This is a genomic window from Saccharospirillum alexandrii, assembly GCF_043641555.1.
Lineage (GTDB): Bacteria > Pseudomonadota > Gammaproteobacteria > Pseudomonadales > Natronospirillaceae > Saccharospirillum > Saccharospirillum alexandrii_A.
On sequence record NZ_JBHZRJ010000002.1, the window covers coordinates 861,648 to 878,353 of the forward strand.

Annotated in this window: 14 protein-coding genes and 4 tRNA genes; 1 reads left to right on the plus strand and 17 read right to left on the minus strand. The window is 56.1% G+C overall.

Going from position 1 to position 16,706, the window contains the following annotated elements; all coding sequences use genetic code 11:
• From ACHUE7_RS09890 to ACHUE7_RS09940, 11 genes are all read right to left on the minus strand, one after another.
• Positions 1–76, minus strand: a tRNA-Val gene (locus tag ACHUE7_RS09890).
• 216 nt (positions 77–292) lie between these two features.
• On the minus strand, positions 293–1,570 hold the full coding sequence (locus tag ACHUE7_RS09895; RefSeq protein WP_348477901.1) for a TRAP transporter large permease: 1,278 nt from the start codon (positions 1,568–1,570) through the stop codon (positions 293–295).
• Entirely contained in the window at positions 1,567–2,049 is a 483-nt protein-coding gene (locus tag ACHUE7_RS09900) for a TRAP transporter small permease (RefSeq protein ID WP_394169808.1), read from the minus strand. Before ACHUE7_RS09900 ends, ACHUE7_RS09895 begins: the two co-directional genes overlap by 4 nt.
• Positions 2,046–3,044 carry a TRAP transporter substrate-binding protein gene (locus ACHUE7_RS09905; protein WP_394169809.1) on the minus strand — a complete coding sequence of 333 codons (999 nt, stop codon included), beginning with the start codon at positions 3,042–3,044 and terminating at the stop codon, positions 2,046–2,048. Before ACHUE7_RS09905 ends, ACHUE7_RS09900 begins: the two co-directional genes overlap by 4 nt.
• A 66-nt stretch (positions 3,045–3,110) precedes the next feature.
• Positions 3,111–3,986, minus strand: coding sequence for a TRAP transporter TatT component family protein (locus ACHUE7_RS09910; protein WP_394169810.1), 876 nt, complete (start codon positions 3,984–3,986; stop codon positions 3,111–3,113).
• 137 nt (positions 3,987–4,123) lie between these two features.
• Positions 4,124–4,663, minus strand: coding sequence for a hypothetical protein (locus tag ACHUE7_RS09915; RefSeq protein ID WP_394169811.1), 540 nt, complete (start codon positions 4,661–4,663; stop codon positions 4,124–4,126).
• Between the two features lies 1 nt (position 4,664).
• Positions 4,665–5,366 (minus strand): OmpA/MotB family protein, encoded by a 702-nt coding sequence (locus ACHUE7_RS09920; RefSeq protein WP_348477896.1) that lies wholly within the window; start codon positions 5,364–5,366, stop codon positions 4,665–4,667.
• Complete coding sequence (locus tag ACHUE7_RS09925; RefSeq protein ID WP_394169812.1) at positions 5,363–6,607, minus strand: hypothetical protein; 1,245 nt, start codon at positions 6,605–6,607, stop codon at positions 5,363–5,365. The genes ACHUE7_RS09920 and ACHUE7_RS09925 overlap by 4 nt, the downstream gene beginning before the upstream one ends.
• Before the next feature lie 143 nt (positions 6,608–6,750).
• On the minus strand, positions 6,751–7,917 hold the full coding sequence (locus ACHUE7_RS09930; protein WP_348477894.1) for a sodium ion-translocating decarboxylase subunit beta: 1,167 nt from the start codon (positions 7,915–7,917) through the stop codon (positions 6,751–6,753).
• Positions 7,918–7,928: 11 nt separating this feature from the next.
• Positions 7,929–9,728 carry a sodium-extruding oxaloacetate decarboxylase subunit alpha gene (gene oadA / locus ACHUE7_RS09935; protein ID WP_394169813.1) on the minus strand — a complete coding sequence of 600 codons (1,800 nt, stop codon included), beginning with the start codon at positions 9,726–9,728 and terminating at the stop codon, positions 7,929–7,931.
• A 41-nt stretch (positions 9,729–9,769) separates the two neighbouring features.
• A complete protein-coding gene (locus tag ACHUE7_RS09940; protein WP_394169814.1) occupies positions 9,770–10,000 on the minus strand; it encodes an OadG family protein in 231 nt (76 codons plus the stop codon).
• Positions 10,001–10,334: 334 nt separating this feature from the next.
• Here ACHUE7_RS09940 and ACHUE7_RS09945 point away from each other — a divergent pair, with 334 nt between their 5' ends.
• A complete protein-coding gene (locus ACHUE7_RS09945) occupies positions 10,335–11,297 on the plus strand; it encodes a tRNA-dihydrouridine synthase (RefSeq protein WP_394169815.1) in 963 nt (320 codons plus the stop codon).
• 116 nt (positions 11,298–11,413) lie between these two features.
• Here the strand turns inward: ACHUE7_RS09945 and ACHUE7_RS09950 are convergent.
• From ACHUE7_RS09950 to alaS, 6 genes are all read right to left on the minus strand, one after another.
• A tRNA-Arg gene (locus ACHUE7_RS09950) sits at positions 11,414–11,490 on the minus strand.
• Between the two features lie 144 nt (positions 11,491–11,634).
• Positions 11,635–11,711: transfer RNA gene (locus ACHUE7_RS09955), tRNA-Arg, on the minus strand.
• 87 nt (positions 11,712–11,798) lie between these two features.
• Positions 11,799–11,888, minus strand: a tRNA-Ser gene (locus ACHUE7_RS09960).
• Positions 11,889–11,994: 106 nt separating this feature from the next.
• The gene (csrA, locus tag ACHUE7_RS09965) at positions 11,995–12,189 is read right to left on the minus strand and encodes a carbon storage regulator CsrA (protein ID WP_028670139.1); all 195 of its coding nucleotides are present in this window, start codon (positions 12,187–12,189) and stop codon (positions 11,995–11,997) included.
• A gap of 251 nt (positions 12,190–12,440) precedes the next feature.
• Positions 12,441–13,673 carry an aspartate kinase gene (locus ACHUE7_RS09970; RefSeq protein WP_394169816.1) on the minus strand — a complete coding sequence of 411 codons (1,233 nt, stop codon included), beginning with the start codon at positions 13,671–13,673 and terminating at the stop codon, positions 12,441–12,443.
• Between the two features lie 110 nt (positions 13,674–13,783).
• The gene (gene alaS, locus ACHUE7_RS09975; RefSeq protein ID WP_394169817.1) at positions 13,784–16,387 is read right to left on the minus strand and encodes an alanine--tRNA ligase; all 2,604 of its coding nucleotides are present in this window, start codon (positions 16,385–16,387) and stop codon (positions 13,784–13,786) included.
• Positions 16,388–16,706: the final 319 nt, after the last annotated feature.

A 16,706-nucleotide genomic window follows, 5' to 3' on the forward strand; every position in this document is an offset into this window, starting at 1 on the left:
TGGTGGGTGTGAACGGGATCGAACCGCTGACCCTCGCCTTGTAAGGGCGATGCTCTCCCAGCTGAGCTACACACCCACACCAATTCGGATACAATGCCTCCCGGCCCAAACTTCTGGTTGATGAGTCCAAGGCACTTCGTGCCCCAGCTGCACCCTGCGGGCATAAAAGCTACACACCCACACCAATTCGGATACAATGCCTCCCGGCCCCTTCCAAAGAACCACTCTGTGATCCTCGAAAGTGGAGCGCATTTTAGCGATTTTCCCAATTAAGTCAAACGTTTAGCGCAGATTATTTTACCAGAAATAGCACCATGTCGGGCCAATAGGTAATCAGTAGTACTACGCCCATAAGTACCAGCATCATCGGCAAGGTCGCCACGTAGAGCTCGGTGATGGATCGTTTGAACCGGTAACTGGCAATAAAGAGGTTCATGCCGACCGGTGGTGTAAAGTAGCCGATTTGCATGTTGGCCACAAAGATAATGCCCAGATGAATAGGGTCAATCCCGTATTCCAGCGCAACCGGCAATATCAACGGCACAATGATAATCAGGGCAGCAAAAATGTCGAGTACTGCGCCCAGCGCCAGCAAACCCACATTCAGGAACAGTAAGAACACCCAGCGACTGTCGATGTGCGTACTGACCCAGTCAAACACCTGGGCGGGCACCTGCAGATCAATGAGCAGATTGGTAAACGCCAGGGCAACGCCCAGAATCAGCAGAATGCCACCCACCATTTTCATCGATTCTGCCGCAACGGCGGGCAGGCGTCGCAACGGTATCTCGCGGTAGACGGCGACTTCTATAATCAACACATAGAGCGCGGTGATCGCGGCGATGTCCGATACCACCAGCCAGCCACTGAACAGGCCACCCATGACAATAGCCGGAATGCCCAGCTCCCACTTCGACTCCCATACCGCACTGCCCAGCTCGCGCAGGTTGAAGGGTGTCAGTGGCACCGGCTGGTGCCGTTGCTGCCACAGCCCCAGTAACCAGAGCGAGATGATCATGATCACCGCGGGAATGAATCCAGCCAGAAATAACGATTGGATATCAACGCCCTGCACGTCCATTTGCTGAGCGACAATGCCGTACAGGATCAACGGTATGGCGGGTGGCAGTAACAAGCCCAGACTGCCGGAGGTGGTGATCAGCCCCAGCGAGAAACGCTCGGAATACCCTGCCTGGGTCAGCGCCGGTAACAATAGCGCCCCAAGCGCGACGATAGTGACCCCGGAGCCGCCGGTCAGCATGGTAAAAAAGGCACAGGCCAGCAAGGCGATGAGAATCATGCCACCGGGCAACCAACCCAGCGCCGCTCTCGAAACTCGAACCAGACGTTCCGCCGTGCGCGACTCACTGAGCAAGAAACCGGCAAAGGCGAACAGTGGCAACGCCATCAGAAGGGTATTTTCAGTAAGCCGGTAGAGCTCGATAGGCAGAACCATCAGGTCGATTCCGCTCACCCAGAAACCCCAGGCCGCTGCGGCCAGAATGATGACAAACAGAGGCGCGCCGAGAGCGGCAATCAGTGCCAGCAGCGCCGAAACTAGAGCATTCATATCGCAGGTTTCACCGGTGGTTTAACAGTATTGAGCCCAAAGCGGAAACACATCCAGGCGAACCCAAGTGGCATGATCAGTTCAAACGGCCAGACGGGCAGCCCGGAAAAGGTCGTACCCCCATAGTGGAATTCATCCAGTACGAAACGGCTGGCGTGCCACGCCATCAGGCCAGTAACCAGCGCCGCAAAGGCATTGGCCAGAGCACTCATCAGCCTCGCTGTGCGCGGCTTCAGAAAATGTCCGAGCGCATCGATGGCAATGTGCTCCCCGGTTCGGGTGGCGACCATGGCCCCCAGTACGGCCAGCCAGAGCACCAGCAGGCGTGTAAATGGGTCGATCCAGTACCAGCTGGTATCCGCCAGGTTTCGCAAACCAATCTGCAGGACACTGAGACTGATCATGGTCAGCAGTATGGCCGCCAGCAAGACTCGCTCAGCCGTGGCCATCCATCGGTCCAGGAAACGCCAGACGGTCACAGCGCATCCCGGTGACGGGTCAGGATGTCACTGACTTTCTGATAGATATCGGCCGAGAACTGATCGCGTTCGATCAGCAGGCGGGTGGCCGCTTCTGATTCTGCTTCAAGGGCAGCCCGGTCGGCGCTACTTGGTTCGACGATATCGATCCCCAGCGTCTCCAGTGCCGCGAATGACCGCAGGTTGTCGACTCGCGTCTGCTGATCAATGGTCTCGCTGGCCTTGCGGAATTCGGCCTCAACAATGGCCTGATCCTCCGTTGAAAGCCGACTGTAAGCGCGCTCCGACAGGGCCAGTACGCCGTAGGTATACATGAAAGGAGCGTCCGTCAGGTAATCCACACGGCTGTACCATTGCAAGGTGATGGCACCTACGGGCGGCGCAACGATGGCGTCTATGGCACCGGTCTGCAATGCCGTCAGCACATCGCCAATGTTCAGCACAATGGGATTGATGCCAAAGGCCCGGGCTATCTGTTCGGAAAACGGATCGTTGGCAGGCAACCAGAGTTTCTGGGCCTTCAAGGTATCCATAGAGCTGATGGGCTGCTGGCTCATGCCGTAGGCAAAGCCTGCCTCGATCAAACCAAACGTTTTCCAGCCGCCCTCGTCAAACCCCTGTTCAATGTCACTGTCCAGTTCCTCGCGAACGGCATCGACCTCATCGTAGTCGCGGAACAACAAAGGGGCATTGAGCACCTGGGAATCCCGGAAGGCGCTGGCAAGGGCTCCACTTTGCACAAAAGCACCCTGCAACTGGCCGATGCGGATCTTGCGCTGGACCGCCTGATCATCGCCCATGACTCCACCGGGGTAATAGCGGATATCCACCCGGCCTTCAGTTTGCGTCTTAATGGCCTCCCCGGCCCGGCGCAACTCATTCAATACCGCATTACCGTCGGGGTACTGGGTGGAAATTTTCAATTCTTCGGCCTGTGCCATCACGGCAGTAACAGCCAGGATGATGCCGGCAGTCAGCATTCGAATGGGTGTCATAGTGTCCTCACTGGGGTGCATGCACCCCGAATCAGTCGCCGCGACCGGCGTTCTGCCGGTGACGGACTAAAAGTAATCATCAGCGCTGGCCAGGAGTCGCTCGGCTTGTTGCTGGGCGTATCGGTTTTGTAAGGTCAGGCCTTCAACATACGGATCGCGGCTTAACGCATCCTGAAGCAGCCGGTCGTGAAGCTCCCGGTCAAAGACCAACCGGGCAAACTGGGACGCATAATACACCTGAATGATCAGGTTCTGGCCATCAGCTGCGTCAAGCGCCTGCTCATAATACGCCTGAGCGACGTCTGGCTTGCCACCCAGACTCGGCGGCAGAATGCTGTTCATCACCCCCAGATACAACAGCGCGGTACCCCGCTCATACCCGGGTTCGATCGCTACCGTGCGCTCAAGCACCGCCTGGGCCTGGCCCAATTGCGCGACGGCAAGCCAGTCGTCGCTGTTGTTTTGAATGTAACTGGCCCAGGCGGTTCCCAGGGTGTAAAGGTAAGGTAAGTCATCGGGATGATCCCATTGCGACAGTGCTGACTCAATCTGATCCGGCTTTACCTCACGCAGGCCGCAGGCGTCGTCATCGTAGGTGCAAAACGCCGAAAAGGCGTAATCCAGCGCCTTTGCCGACATGGCACGGCGACGCTCAGTTTGCTCTGGCGGAATAAACACACCGGCATAGGCACTGTTCAGGGACGCAGCCGTCAATTGCATCTGCTCGCTGTCGGGGTAAGTCTCGACCAATGCATCAATCATCAGCAGATAGCTGGGCAGCCCGTCTTCGACGGTTTGCAGGTCATCGCTGTTTAGAATGGCGCTGGAGAGATTGGACGGGAGTTGCCGGGTTGCACAGCCGCTGAGCACGAGGCCAGCGAGCAGTACCAGAAACCCTCGTAAGGCAATTGGTTGGATCCGGTGATAATGGGTAACGGGCATCGGTACTTCCCCTGAAGATTGGATGTAATCGGCTGTACAAAAACAAGTTGGCGGCTACAGGCAACGGAGCACCAACCTGATCGCCAACAAAGCGGCTACAGTAAGTAGTAACAGATTTCTGTTGCCGTTGTGTGTTTCTATACGGCGTCCGCGACGCCCTGTGGTTCGCCCACATCGTCTGAACGGTCGAGCAGCTTCACTTTTTCGCGCTCCCGGTTCAGCGGGTACAGCAAATAGTCGGACCAGAATGCGTCCAGCGTGAATCGCTCAACGACCTGACGGTTATAATGCTCCTTGCGGGCCTTGTGTTCGTCATACCCCTTGTAGTTGAGAATCTGCAGGCAAGCCGGGCATACCAGCGGCTGACCTTCGAAGGCTCGCGCATTGGTTCCTACCCGGTACTGATCGCGCCCGGGGAATTGATCACAACGGGCCACGTGGAGGACGTTGTCTACAGCAATTGCCACCCGGGAGTTTTTATAGCACAGGCAATGATCAAGCAAACGCCCCAGCACAGGCCGGGGCAATGCCATTCCCTGCCGGGCCAATGCCGAGCGCTCGTCACCGGTCAGGTGGCGGTCCGGGTCGAACAGTTCAAATTGCCCGAGCTGATCCGTTCCCATCCGCTCGCGCATCTGGTTGAAGGGTTCAAATTCGAGGAAATCAATCAGTTCCACGCTACAAATCCTGCTCTTCGAGCATGGTGGCAATGCGGCTCTCAGCATCGGTTCTGAGCCGGAATTCGACGCGACGTGAACGTTCACCATCTTCGTCGCCCGCACTGTCGGTAATGGGTTTGGATGAGGACAATCCATTTGCCGTCATGTGCTCCTTTAACCAGTCGCGCTGATTGCTGACCGCCGGTAAGTTGAGCACATAAGCCAGCGTTGACCGCGTTCGCTCCTGGCTGAGCCCCATGTTCAGAATATAGGCCTCATCTTCAGTTTGGCCTAGCCAGCCACTGGAGGTATGGCCTTCGATTCTTACTTCGGCGATATCATCCCGGTATCTGTCCGCAGTGATGATGCGCATGTATCGCGGGAAAAACTCGGCGAGAATGGATTCAAAGGCCGGGCTAAGTTCACTCTCCCCACGCCCGAAAATCAGCGACTCGCGGTTGAATCGAATGCTCAGGTCCGGGTTGACCTCGGCCCCCCAGCGCTCCAGGTCCGGCTCAAACTCTTCCAGCAAATCCTGGTACAACTGGGTTCTCAGTCTGTCATAGAGCACCGCCACTTCACTGACTTTGTTACGTTCAATTTCTGCATCGACCATGAAGACAATCGCCACCAGCAAGAACACCATCATCAGGCCGGCCATCAAATCGCTGACTGAGACCCAGTGCTCCTCCTGTTCGATGTGCTCGGCGTCGTCTCTCATTTCGATTGCTCGGCCAGCCTGACCAGATCATGTAACTTGTCGGTCAACGGGGTGTAGTCGTTGACGAATTTCTCAGACAGGGCAGTCAGCTGGTAACCAAAGGACTTCATGGCCCGGTTCAGTTCCGCCTCCAGCGCCTGATCCATCTGTTGCATCTGCTTGTCGTTGCGTTCCAGCAACTGCGTCAACTGTGCTCCCATGTTCTGCTGGGCTCGCTCAGTACCTTCCAGCAGCACATCACTGACGTTTTTAACGGTATCGCGAATATCGGTGGCCGAGCCTTCCAGCAGGGTTCGCATCTGCTTTCCCTGGGTTTCCACCAGTTGCTGCATGCCTTCGGTGAGCTGCAGAATACGGGTTTCCAACTGCGGCAACCCCTGCTGGGCATCAACCACAAGGTTGGAGAAAGTCGAGAGATACTCGCGCAGGTTTTCGCTCTGCGTTTGCAGCGTCGACAACAACGCCTCCATGTCTTCGGCGACACTGGTGAAGGATCGGGTTTGTTGAATCAGCCGTTCGAAAGACTCCGCACCGAGTTTGGCACTTTCAGCACTCTGCCGATTACTCTCTACCAGCGCCTCTATGGACTCCCGGTGCTCTTTCTGCCAGGTAACCATTTGCCCGACAGCCTGATTCAATTGCCTGAAGTTCTCGCCATACTGCTCTTCAATTCGCGTATTGAACTCGCGCATTACATGGCCAATAGCTTGCTGCAAGGCCTGCTGGTTGGCTTCGGTCATATCCGACTGGTAGTTGCGAATGGTGCTTTCCAGCTGTTTCTGCTGAGCCATCTGGGCATCGTGCTGTTGCTTCAGCAGGGAACTGACCGGCTCTGCTTCTTCTGTGGCCAGATGATTGGAAATGCGCTCGAGATGCCAGGCCAGGTCGTCCATGGTCGCGGTTTGTTTGGCCTCGCGATGGGCACGCACACGCATACTGGCCACGGCATAGCGGAACTTGATGGTCAACGCGCCGAGCAACCCGGCGATGGACGTCCAGAAGGCGGTTTTTAGCCCTTCCAGCAGCGCCGGCACGCTGGACTGGATCGACCCGGTATCAAACTCGGCCAGACCCAGGGCGACGCCCAGAAAGGTGCCAAAGATGCCAATACTGGTGAGAATACTAGGTGTGTAGTTAGCGGTATGAGCGGAATAGACCGGGCCATGAAAATACAGCAGCAATACGCTGATAACACCAATGAACACCCAGGTCAGGGTCGAAAATGACGCGATTATCTCCATGCCACACCTATTCCAAAGACAGCGATGGGCAGTATGCCACTGGCAGCCCCTTGCCTCAAAGGCTGAATGCCCGCCTGGCGTCACGACGGCCTACCCGAATAAAAAAAGGCGGCCCGTGGCCGCCTTTTCAGTGCTTTCCAGGGTTAGCCCAGGTAACTGAGCAACACACCAGCTGCTACTGCAGACCCAATAACACCGGCCACATTGGGCCCCATGGCGTGCATTAGCAGGAAGTTCTGGTTGTTGTTTTCCAGGCCTACCTTATTAGACACCCGCGCAGCCATTGGCACCGCTGATACCCCGGCCGAGCCAATCAGAGGGTTAATCGGTGTCTTGCTCATCAGGTTCATCAGCTTGGCCATCAGCACACCAGTAGCCGTACCGACACAGAAAGCCGTCAGACCCAGCACCAGAATGCCCAGTGTCTCGACGTTCAGGAACGCATCCGCGCTGAGTTTCGAGCCAACCGCCAGCCCCAGAAAGATGGTGACAATGTTCATCAGCGCATTCTGGGCGGTATCGCTCAGCCGCTCGACGACACCACTTTCCTTCATCAGGTTGCCGAAACAGAACATGCCCAGCAGCGGCGCCGCAGACGGCAGGAACATGGCCACCAGCACTAGGACCATCAGCGGGAAAACGATCTTCTCGCGTTTGCTCACAACCCGCAGCTGAGTCATGGTGATTTTGCGCTCGGCCTTGGTGGTCAGCGCCCGCATAATGGGCGGCTGGATCAGAGGTACCAGTGCCATGTAGCTGTATGCCGCAACTGCAATCGCGCCCAGAAGGTCTGGTGCCAGCTGACTGGCGACGAAGATTGAGGTCGGCCCATCGGCCCCGCCGATGATCCCAATGGCGGCTGCATCAGCCAGCGAGAAGTCCATCCAGCCCATCGATGACATCCAGACCGCGCCGATGATGGTACCGAAAATACCAAATTGAGCCGCCGCGCCGAGAAAGAGCGTCTTCGGATTAGCCAGCATGGGACCAAAATCGGTCATCGCACCGACGCCCATAAAGATGAGCAGCGGAAAGACACCGCTTTCAATACCTATGCTGTAAACGTAGTACAGCAGACCACCCGCCGCTTCCAAATGGCCATCGGCTGCGTAGATGGGTTCGGCATACATGCCCGCCCCGGGGATGTTTACCAGAATGGCACCAAAACCAATCGGCAACAGCAGCAAGGGTTCGAAACGTTTGTTGATCGCCAGGTACAACAGCACCAGCCCGATGATGATCATCGTCAACTGACCGATGCCAAGGTTGGCGAGCCCTGACTGCCCCAATAATACGGTGAGCTTATCCATTCTTTATTCCCTCACAACGTCAGCAGGGTATCGCCAACGGACACCGAGTCGCCTTCTTTGACCTGGATAGTCCCAACGGTACCGGCCTGGGGAGCGCTGACTTCGGTTTCCATTTTCATGGCTTCCAGAATCATCACCACCTGGCCTTCTTCAACGGTGTCGCCTGGCTGAACCAGAATCTTGAAAATATTGCCGGCCAGCGGGGCAGGCACTTCGGTTCCACTTTCGGCGGGCGCAGCGGGCGCCGAGGAGACTTCCCCGCCCTCACTGATGTCCGTCTTATAGGTTTTGCCGTTGATCGACACACTGACGCCACCGGTCGCATCAACCTGGGCAACGTAGGACTTACCATTGATGGCGACGGTATAGGTTGCCGCCTCAGCCTTGCCTGCTTTGGCCGGGCTGGCCACCGCAGCGGTGGGCACCGGTTCAAAGGCTTCGGCATTGCCACGATTCTGCAGGAATTTCAGTCCTATTTGCGGGAACAGCGCGTAAGTCAGCACATCGTCAACTACGGCCTCAGCGAGTCTAATGTCTTTTTCTTTGGCGATGCCTTCCAACTCGGCCGTCAGCTTGTCCATTTCGTCATCAATCATGTCGGCCGGACGGCAGGTAATGGCCTCGCCACCATTAAGCACCTTGGCCTGCAAGTCGCTGTCGAAGGGGGCCGGCGCAGAACCGTATTCGCCTTTGAGAATGGCCTGGGTTTCCTTGGAGATGGACTTGTAACGCTCACCGGTCAAGACGTTCAGCACGGCCTGAGTGCCCACGATTTGGGACGTTGGTGTCACCAGCGGAATGTAGCCCAGGTCTTTGCGCACCTTCGGGATTTCATCGAGAACGGCGTCGAACTTGTCGCCAGCGCCCTGCTCTTTCAGCTGACTTTCCATATTGGTCAGCATGCCACCCGGCACCTGAGCAACCAAAATACGCGAATCAACACCGCGCAACTGGCCTTCAAAGGCGGCGTATTTCTTGCGAACGGAGCGGAAGTAAGCGGCGATTTCTTCCAGCTTGAGCAGATCGAACCCCGGGTCGCGGTCGGTGCCTTCCAAGGCAGAAACAATCGACTCTGTCGGCGAATGGCCGTAGGTCATCGACATGGAAGAAATAGCGGTATCGACATGATCGATACCGGCTTCAATGGCTTTCAGCAGGGTCATCGACGACAGACCTGCGGTTGCATGGCAATGCAGGCTGATCGGGATATCCAGCGCCGCTTTGAGCTTGGTAACCAGCTCAAAGGCATCGTAGGGCGTGAGAATGCCGGACATGTCTTTAATTGCCAGTGAATCGGCGCCCATGTCTTCGATTTCCCGGGCCAGTTGAACCCAGTTCTCGGTATTGTGAACCGGGCTGGTGGTGTACGAGATCGTACCCTGGGCATGCGCTCCGTTGGCTTTCACAGCAGCCATGGCACGCTGTAGATTGCGCGGGTCGTTCATGGCATCAAATACCCGGAAGACATCAACGCCGTTGGTCACAGCACGTTCGACAAAACGGTCCACCACATCATCGGCATAATGACGGTAACCGAGCAGGTTCTGACCGCGCAGCAGCATTTGCTGACGGGTATTGGGCATCGCCTTTTTCAGTTCGCGGATGCGGTCCCAGGGGTCTTCACCCAGGTAACGGATGCAGGCATCAAAGGTTGCCCCACCCCAGGATTCAACAGACCAGTAGCCTATGTTGTCGAGCTTTTCACAAATGGGCAGCATGTCATCGATGCGCAGCCGGGTTGCGAACAGCGACTGATGAGCATCGCGCAGTACGACATCGGTCAGCTTGATTGGATTCTTGTTAGCACTCATGGCAATCGCCCTTAGCGTTCAGTGAAATGGGTTGGCAATGGTCAGTGGCCGTGCACGGCCTTGACAGCAGCGGCAACCGCCGCCAGTTCAGTCAAATCCTCTGCGGCAGCGGGTCGCCGCTTGCCTCTGGGTTCCGGTTCAGGCTGGCCAAAAAACCGGTTTATGATCCTGGACATCAGGGTGGTACCAATCACCAGAACGGTTAAGAATACGAAGACGGTACCCATTCCCATGATCAGGAGCGAAAACCCTTCTGTTAGCAATTCGGACATCAGGAGATCCTTATTGTTGGCCGGCCGTAGAGTTGCCCTTCAAACCACCGCTGCAACGGTGCGTTCAGCACCCTGACCGCCGGTCTGAATTCTGTCTCTGAATGGTTGATAGTGGCTGATTTTGCCGGTAGCAGCACAGCGCCGAGCGACGGTAGGGTACCCCAAATCCGAGAATTGGCGCAACAGAGGCCAGTTCAGCAACTTTCGCAACAAACTGTTGCAATATACTGAATTGACAGGGATTTTCGGCCTTGATTCGACCTTGGTCTCAGGTAGACTGCGCGGTTGTTTTTCACTCAATTTGAGAGTACCACACCGTGATTGCGAGCCAGGCATGCGCTTGATTCTAGCCCCGATGGAAGGGCTTGCCGATGTTTACCTGCGTCGGCTGATAACCGCTCAGGGCGGCTTCGATCGCGTTGTCTCCGAATTTGTTCGAGTCGTAGACCAATTGCTTCCGGAAAGTGTTTTTTACAACGTCTGCCCGGAACTTTTGCAAGGCGGTCGGACGGACAGTGGCACCCCGGTTCGGGTTCAGCTCCTTGGCAACCACCTGGACGCCCTGGCTGCCAATGCCCAACGCGCCATAGCGCTGGGCTCGGATGGTATTGACCTGAATTTCGGCTGCCCCAGCAAAACGGTAAACCGCAGCCAGGGAGGCGCGGTGCTGCTGCGCGAGCCAGACACCCTGTATCAGGTGGTAAGAGCTGTCCGGGAAGCACTGCCAGCGCACCTGGTCGTTTCGGCTAAAATGCGCCTAGGCTACGACGATACCGAACTGATGCTCGATAACGCCAGGGCCATTGCTGACGCCGGCGCGACTGAACTGACTGTTCATGCACGAACCCGTGCCCAGGGCTATGCGCCCCCGGCTCACTGGCACGAACTCGCCCGTATAAGGGAAGCGATAACCATACCACTGATCGCCAATGGCGATGTCTGGACACCGGCCGATTACCGGGCATGTCGTCAAATTGCAGGAACCCCTGACATCATGCTGGGCCGCGGAGCCATCCGGCACCCTGACCTGGCCCAACGCATTCGTCACAATGACGAGACGCCGATGGCGTGGGCGCGTTTAGCCGGGTTGATTGGTCAGTTCTGGCGTGAGGTGCGCCGGGATATGCCAGAAAAATACTGCGCCGGGCGTCTCAAGCAATGGCTTAATCATCTCAGGGCAGTGCATCCGGATGCCGAACGCTTGTGGCACAAAGTCCGTGCCGAACGCTCCCTACCAGCGCTGGACACCCTGATTCGAGCCTTGGAAGCAGACCCTGAGGGCATGACAGAAGACTGATCGAATGACGGCCTGTCGCGTTAGCAACATCAGCATAGGGGCAATGAACAAGCAGAGGGGAAGCGTTGCAATTGAACTAAAAAACAGACGACTTGACGGCAAGAGGGAAGCAGAAATGGCGCGCCCGGCACGATTCGAACGTGCGACCGCCTGGTTCGTAGCCAGGTACTCTATCCAGCTGAGCTACGGGCGCGTACAACACCGAAGTTTTACCTCACCGGTGTGAGAGGGCTTATAAGCAAGTTACGCTGGTGCGCAGCCCTGCTGTTTACTCTGTTGCTTTCTCATTCCACCCTGCCTGCATCAGCAACCACAAGGTTGGTGACACTGGTAGTAATGGCGCGCCCGGCACGATTCGAACGTGCGACCGCCTGGTTCGTAGCCAGGTACTCTATCCAGCTGAGCTACGGGCGCGTAGATTGGCGAAACCGTCTCCGTTTTCGCCTTGCCTTCCAGTCTGTGGCTTGTGGTTTTAACGCCTTCAGCCTTCACGGAAAACAATGGCGGAGAGAGAGGGATTCGAACCCTCGATAGGATTTCTCCTATACACCCTTAGCAGGGGTGCGCCTTCAGCCACTCGGCCATCTCTCCAAACAACGGCGCGCATGTTATCATGTTTTTCGCAAAAGAAAAGGAAAAACTTCAATAAAATGAAGCGATTAGCTCCATTTCATCAACACGCTTCTGCCCTGGCCGGCTAGAGGTCATCCTCACCTTCAGGGTGACCCATCTCCCGCTGAATACGCTGATAGATTTCTTCACGGTGCACAGCAACGTCCTTGGGGGCATTCACACCAATACGAACCTGATTACCCTTGACCCCCAACACAGTCACAGTGACTTCATCACCGATCATGAGTGTTTCACCTACACGGCGTGTCAAAATAAGCATCTAAACTCTCCTAAATGTTCTGGAAACTTCCAGTATCCAGCTCCTGGTTGTGCCATTTGTCCGTGGTGGCCCATTCCTGGGGACCAACATCCTTTTAACAAATACACATCAGAGTATTGACCACATACATTAAAAATAAAGCCGGATCGTCCACATTTCTGCAAGAACCCGCCTTTATCCGCACTTTACAGCCTGACATTCCGGGCAGTGGAATGCAGGCCTTTCGCTATCGAAACCGATAACTGACCGGTTTAACGATTCTGCTCACGCGCATCCAGCTCAAACGCAGAATGGAGCGCACGTACTGCCAGCTCAAGGTAACGTTCGGCAATAACCACGGCAACCTTGATCTCAGACGTAGAAATCATTTGTATATTGATGTTCTCTGCCGCCAGTGTATCGAACATTTTCGACGCTACGCCAGCATGAGACCGCATGCCAACCCCTACAATAGAGACCTTGGCAATGTTGGCATCCCCGCGGACTTCACGCGCGCCCAGGTCATTGCCAACTTCGTTGAGCACTTTCTTGACACGTTCGAAGTCATTGCGGTGCACCGTAAAGGTGAAATCCGTGGAATTATCATCGGCCACGTTCTGAACGATCATATCCACTTCTATATTCGCAGCGCTAACCGGCCCCAGAATGCGACTGGCCACACCGGGGATATCCGGCACACCCAACACGGTCAGTTTGGCTTCATCGCGGTTAAAGGCAATGCCTGAAATCACCGGCTGTTCCATTGGCTGTTCTTCCTCCAGCGTAATCAAAGTGCCCGGGCCATCGACGAAACTCGACAAAACCCGAAGCGGAACGTTGTACTTGCCAGCAAATTCAACCGACCGGATCTGCAATACCTTAGATCCCTGACTGGCCATTTCCAGCATTTCTTCAAAGGTAATCTTGTCGAGGCGCCGGGCACTGTCGACCACTCTGGGGTCGGTTGTGTAAACACCGTCGACATCGGTGTAAATCTGGCACTCATCGGCCTTCAGCGCCGCAGCCAGTGCCACGGCAGTGGTATCAGACCCGCCACGCCCCAGCGTTGTTGTGTTACCCAGCTCATCAACCCCCTGAAAACCGGCCACTACGACCACTCGGCCGGTCTTCAGGTCGTTCTGTATTGCCTCGACATCAATATGCTTGATGCGCGCCTTGGTATGGGCACTGTCGGTCACTATCCGCACCTGGTCACCGGTGTAGGACCGGGCCGAACAGCCCCGCTTCTGCAACGCCATGCTCAACAAGGCAATGGTGACCTGCTCGCCGGTCGAGACCAGAACATCCATCTCGCGCGGGTTGGGCTGATCGGTAATGGCAGAAGCCAATGACAGCAGGCGATTGGTCTCACCGCTCATGGCAGATACGACGACGACCACATCGTGGCCATTATCGCAAAACGATTTCACTTTATCAGCGACATGCTCTATCCGGTCAGTCGTACCAACCGAGGTGCCGCCGTATTTCTGGACGTACAGAGCCATGGGACCCGTTCCGAAACAGTAGCTGTATGTTAAACAGGGTTAGTCGCACCCTGCCCCTCAATGTCAGCCCCGCGAATGCAACAGCCCCGCGTGCTGACAGCGATTAATGCTCAGGCAAGATGCTCAGTCACCCAGGGCACGACGCTAGCCAGTGCGGCAGCGAGGTGTTCGGGCTGATTGCCACCGGCCATGGCCATATCCGGCTTACCACCGCCCTTGCCTCCCACCTGGCCGGCAACATGATTCACCAGATCTCCAGCCTTGATCTTGCCCAGAGTATCTTTGGTCACGCCAGCGGCGATCTGAACTTTGGCACCATCCTTTACCGCAAGAACGATAACGGCCGTACCAAGCTTATCCTTGAGCTGATCCATGGTGGAGCGCAGTGTTTTTGCATCAGCCCCTTCCAGTTCGGCCGACAGAACCTTAACGCCACCGATGCTCTGGGCGCTGGCCGCCAGATCACTGCCTGCGGCTGAAGCAAGCTTGTTATTCACCTGCTCCAGGCTCTTCTCAAGCTCACGAATACGCTGCTGAGACTGCTGAGTACGATCAGACAGTTGATCCGGTGAACACTTGAGCGTCGCTGCCAATTGCTGCAACAAGGCGTCTTGCTGTTGCATGCTCGCCAGCGCATAGGGACCGGTAACCGCTTCAATGCGGCGCACCCCGGAAGCGATCCCGCTTTCAGAAACAATGCGGAACAGGCCAATATCGCCGGTCCGACTGACGTGGGTACCGCCACACAGTTCTTTGGAGAAGCCTTCGGTGCCCATGCTCAGCACCCGGACTTCGCTGTCGTATTTTTCACCAAACAGGGCCATGGCACCGGCTGCCTTGGCAGCATCAATGCTCATCAGCTCGGTTTGTACCGGAGTATTGGCCAGTATTTGCTCGTTCACACGCTGTTCAATCGCGGTGATTTGCTCTGCAGTGACTGGTTCCAGATTGGAAAAGTCAAAACGCAGCTTGTCGAAGGTGACCAGCGAGCCTTTCTGCTGAACGTGCTCACCCAGAATTTCTCGCAGGGCGGCATGGAGCAGGTGAGTGGCGCTGTGGTGACGGGCCGTGTTGCTACGCTCTTCACGCGCTACCGTAGCATTCAAGCGATCGCCCACTGCTATATTGCCCTGTACAACCTCGGCATGATGCAGATGATGCCCCTGCAACTTGGTGCAGTCGTCAACCCTGAGCTCAACGCCGTCGGCACTCAGTTGCCCGTGGTCACCCACCTGGCCACCTGATTCGCCATAGAATGGCGTCTGATCCAGAATCACAACGCCCGACTCGCCTGCATGCAGACGCTCCACACGCTCATTGTCACGCAACAGGGCGATGACCTTGCCTTCACCCAGCAGGGAGTCGTAACCCAGAAACCGGGTTTGACCCGGCAGGCCGAGGTCGAGATTGCGATCCATTTTGAACTTGTTGGCTGAGCGGGCGCGATCACGCTGGGCTTCCATGTGCTGGTCGAACCCGGCCTGATCAATCTCAAGATCCCGCTCGCGAGCAACATCGGCTGTCAAATCCGCCGGGAAGCCATAGGTATCATAAAGCCGGAACACCAGCTCGCCGGGCAACACCTTACCGTCAAGCCCTGCGATGCCGTCTTCAAGGACCTGCATGCCATGCTCGAGCGTTCGCGCAAACTGCTCTTCTTCCAGGCGCAGAACCTTTTTGACGTGATCTTTCAGTGTCACCAGCTCCGGGTAGGCAGCGCCCATCTCGGTAGCCAGCGCATCGACCAGTCGGAAGAAAAACGCCTCGTTCTGTCCCAGCTTGTGGCCATGCCGTACAGCGCGGCGAATGATGCGGCGCAGCACGTAGCCCCGCCCTTCGTTCGACGGAACAATACCGTCAACAATCAGGAAGGCACTGGATCGAATGTGGTCGGCGATAACGCGCAACGACCGGTTTTCAATATCATTGCACCCGGTCACGTCCATCGTCGCGCGAATCAGTTGCTGAAACAGGTCAATTTCATAATTTGAATGAACCGACTGCAATACGGCCGCCAGTCGCTCAAGGCCCATGCCGGTATCGACAGACGGCTTCGGTAATGGCACCCGAGTACCGTCTTCCAGTTGGTCAAATTGCATGAACACCAGGTTCCAGATCTCGATATAGCGATCCAGATCATCATCCGGACTGCCCGGAGGACCACCGGGAACCTCAGGGCCATGATCATAAAAGATTTCCGAACACGGCCCGCAGGGCCCGGTATCGCCCATCATCCAGAAATTGTCTTTTTCGCCGAGCCGCGACAGGCGGTCGGCCGGCACGCCAATTTCATTGATCCAGATATCGGCGGCCTCATCATCGTCGTGAAATACCGTCACCCAGAGTCGCTCTTTTGGCAAACCCAGTTCTTGCGTCAGGAAGGTCCAGGCAAATCGGATGGCATCTCGCTTGAAATAGTCGCCGAAACTGAAGTTGCCCAGCATCTCAAAAAAGGTGTGGTGACGTGCGGTATAGCCGACATTCTCCAGGTCATTGTGTTTGCCGCCAGCGCGGACACAACGCTGTGATGTCGTGGCTCGCGAGTAGTCGCGCTTATCAGTTCCCAGAAAAACGTCTTTAAACTGCACCATACCCGCGTTGGTAAACAACAGCGTAGGGTCATTGCCCGGTATCAGAGGGGCACTGTCGACTTCGCTGTGGCCTTGGCTGATAAAATAATCCAAGAAGCGTCGGCGTATTTCAGAGGTTTTCATGGTCAGTCTGACGTCCTGTTCCGCACGTGAATAAACAATATCTGGGGTGGGGTTTAGTCCGAAAAATGCAACACAGAGTGCCTTACGCAGTGCACCAGCTGAACCATTGCCTTCAGACTGAAAAACCCGAAAATTCTGTCAGCAGGCTTCGGGCCTTGCCAGCAGGGTTTAAAGGGCGCAATAGTACACAGATGCCGGGGCCGACACCAGTAGGGACGCCTGCGGACAGGCAGATAGGAAGGGGAGCAGGTCGTGTTATGACTGCGAAATAGCGCTTGGGCCATCAGCCCTTATTCGGCACTTCGCCCTGCTCTGCGGT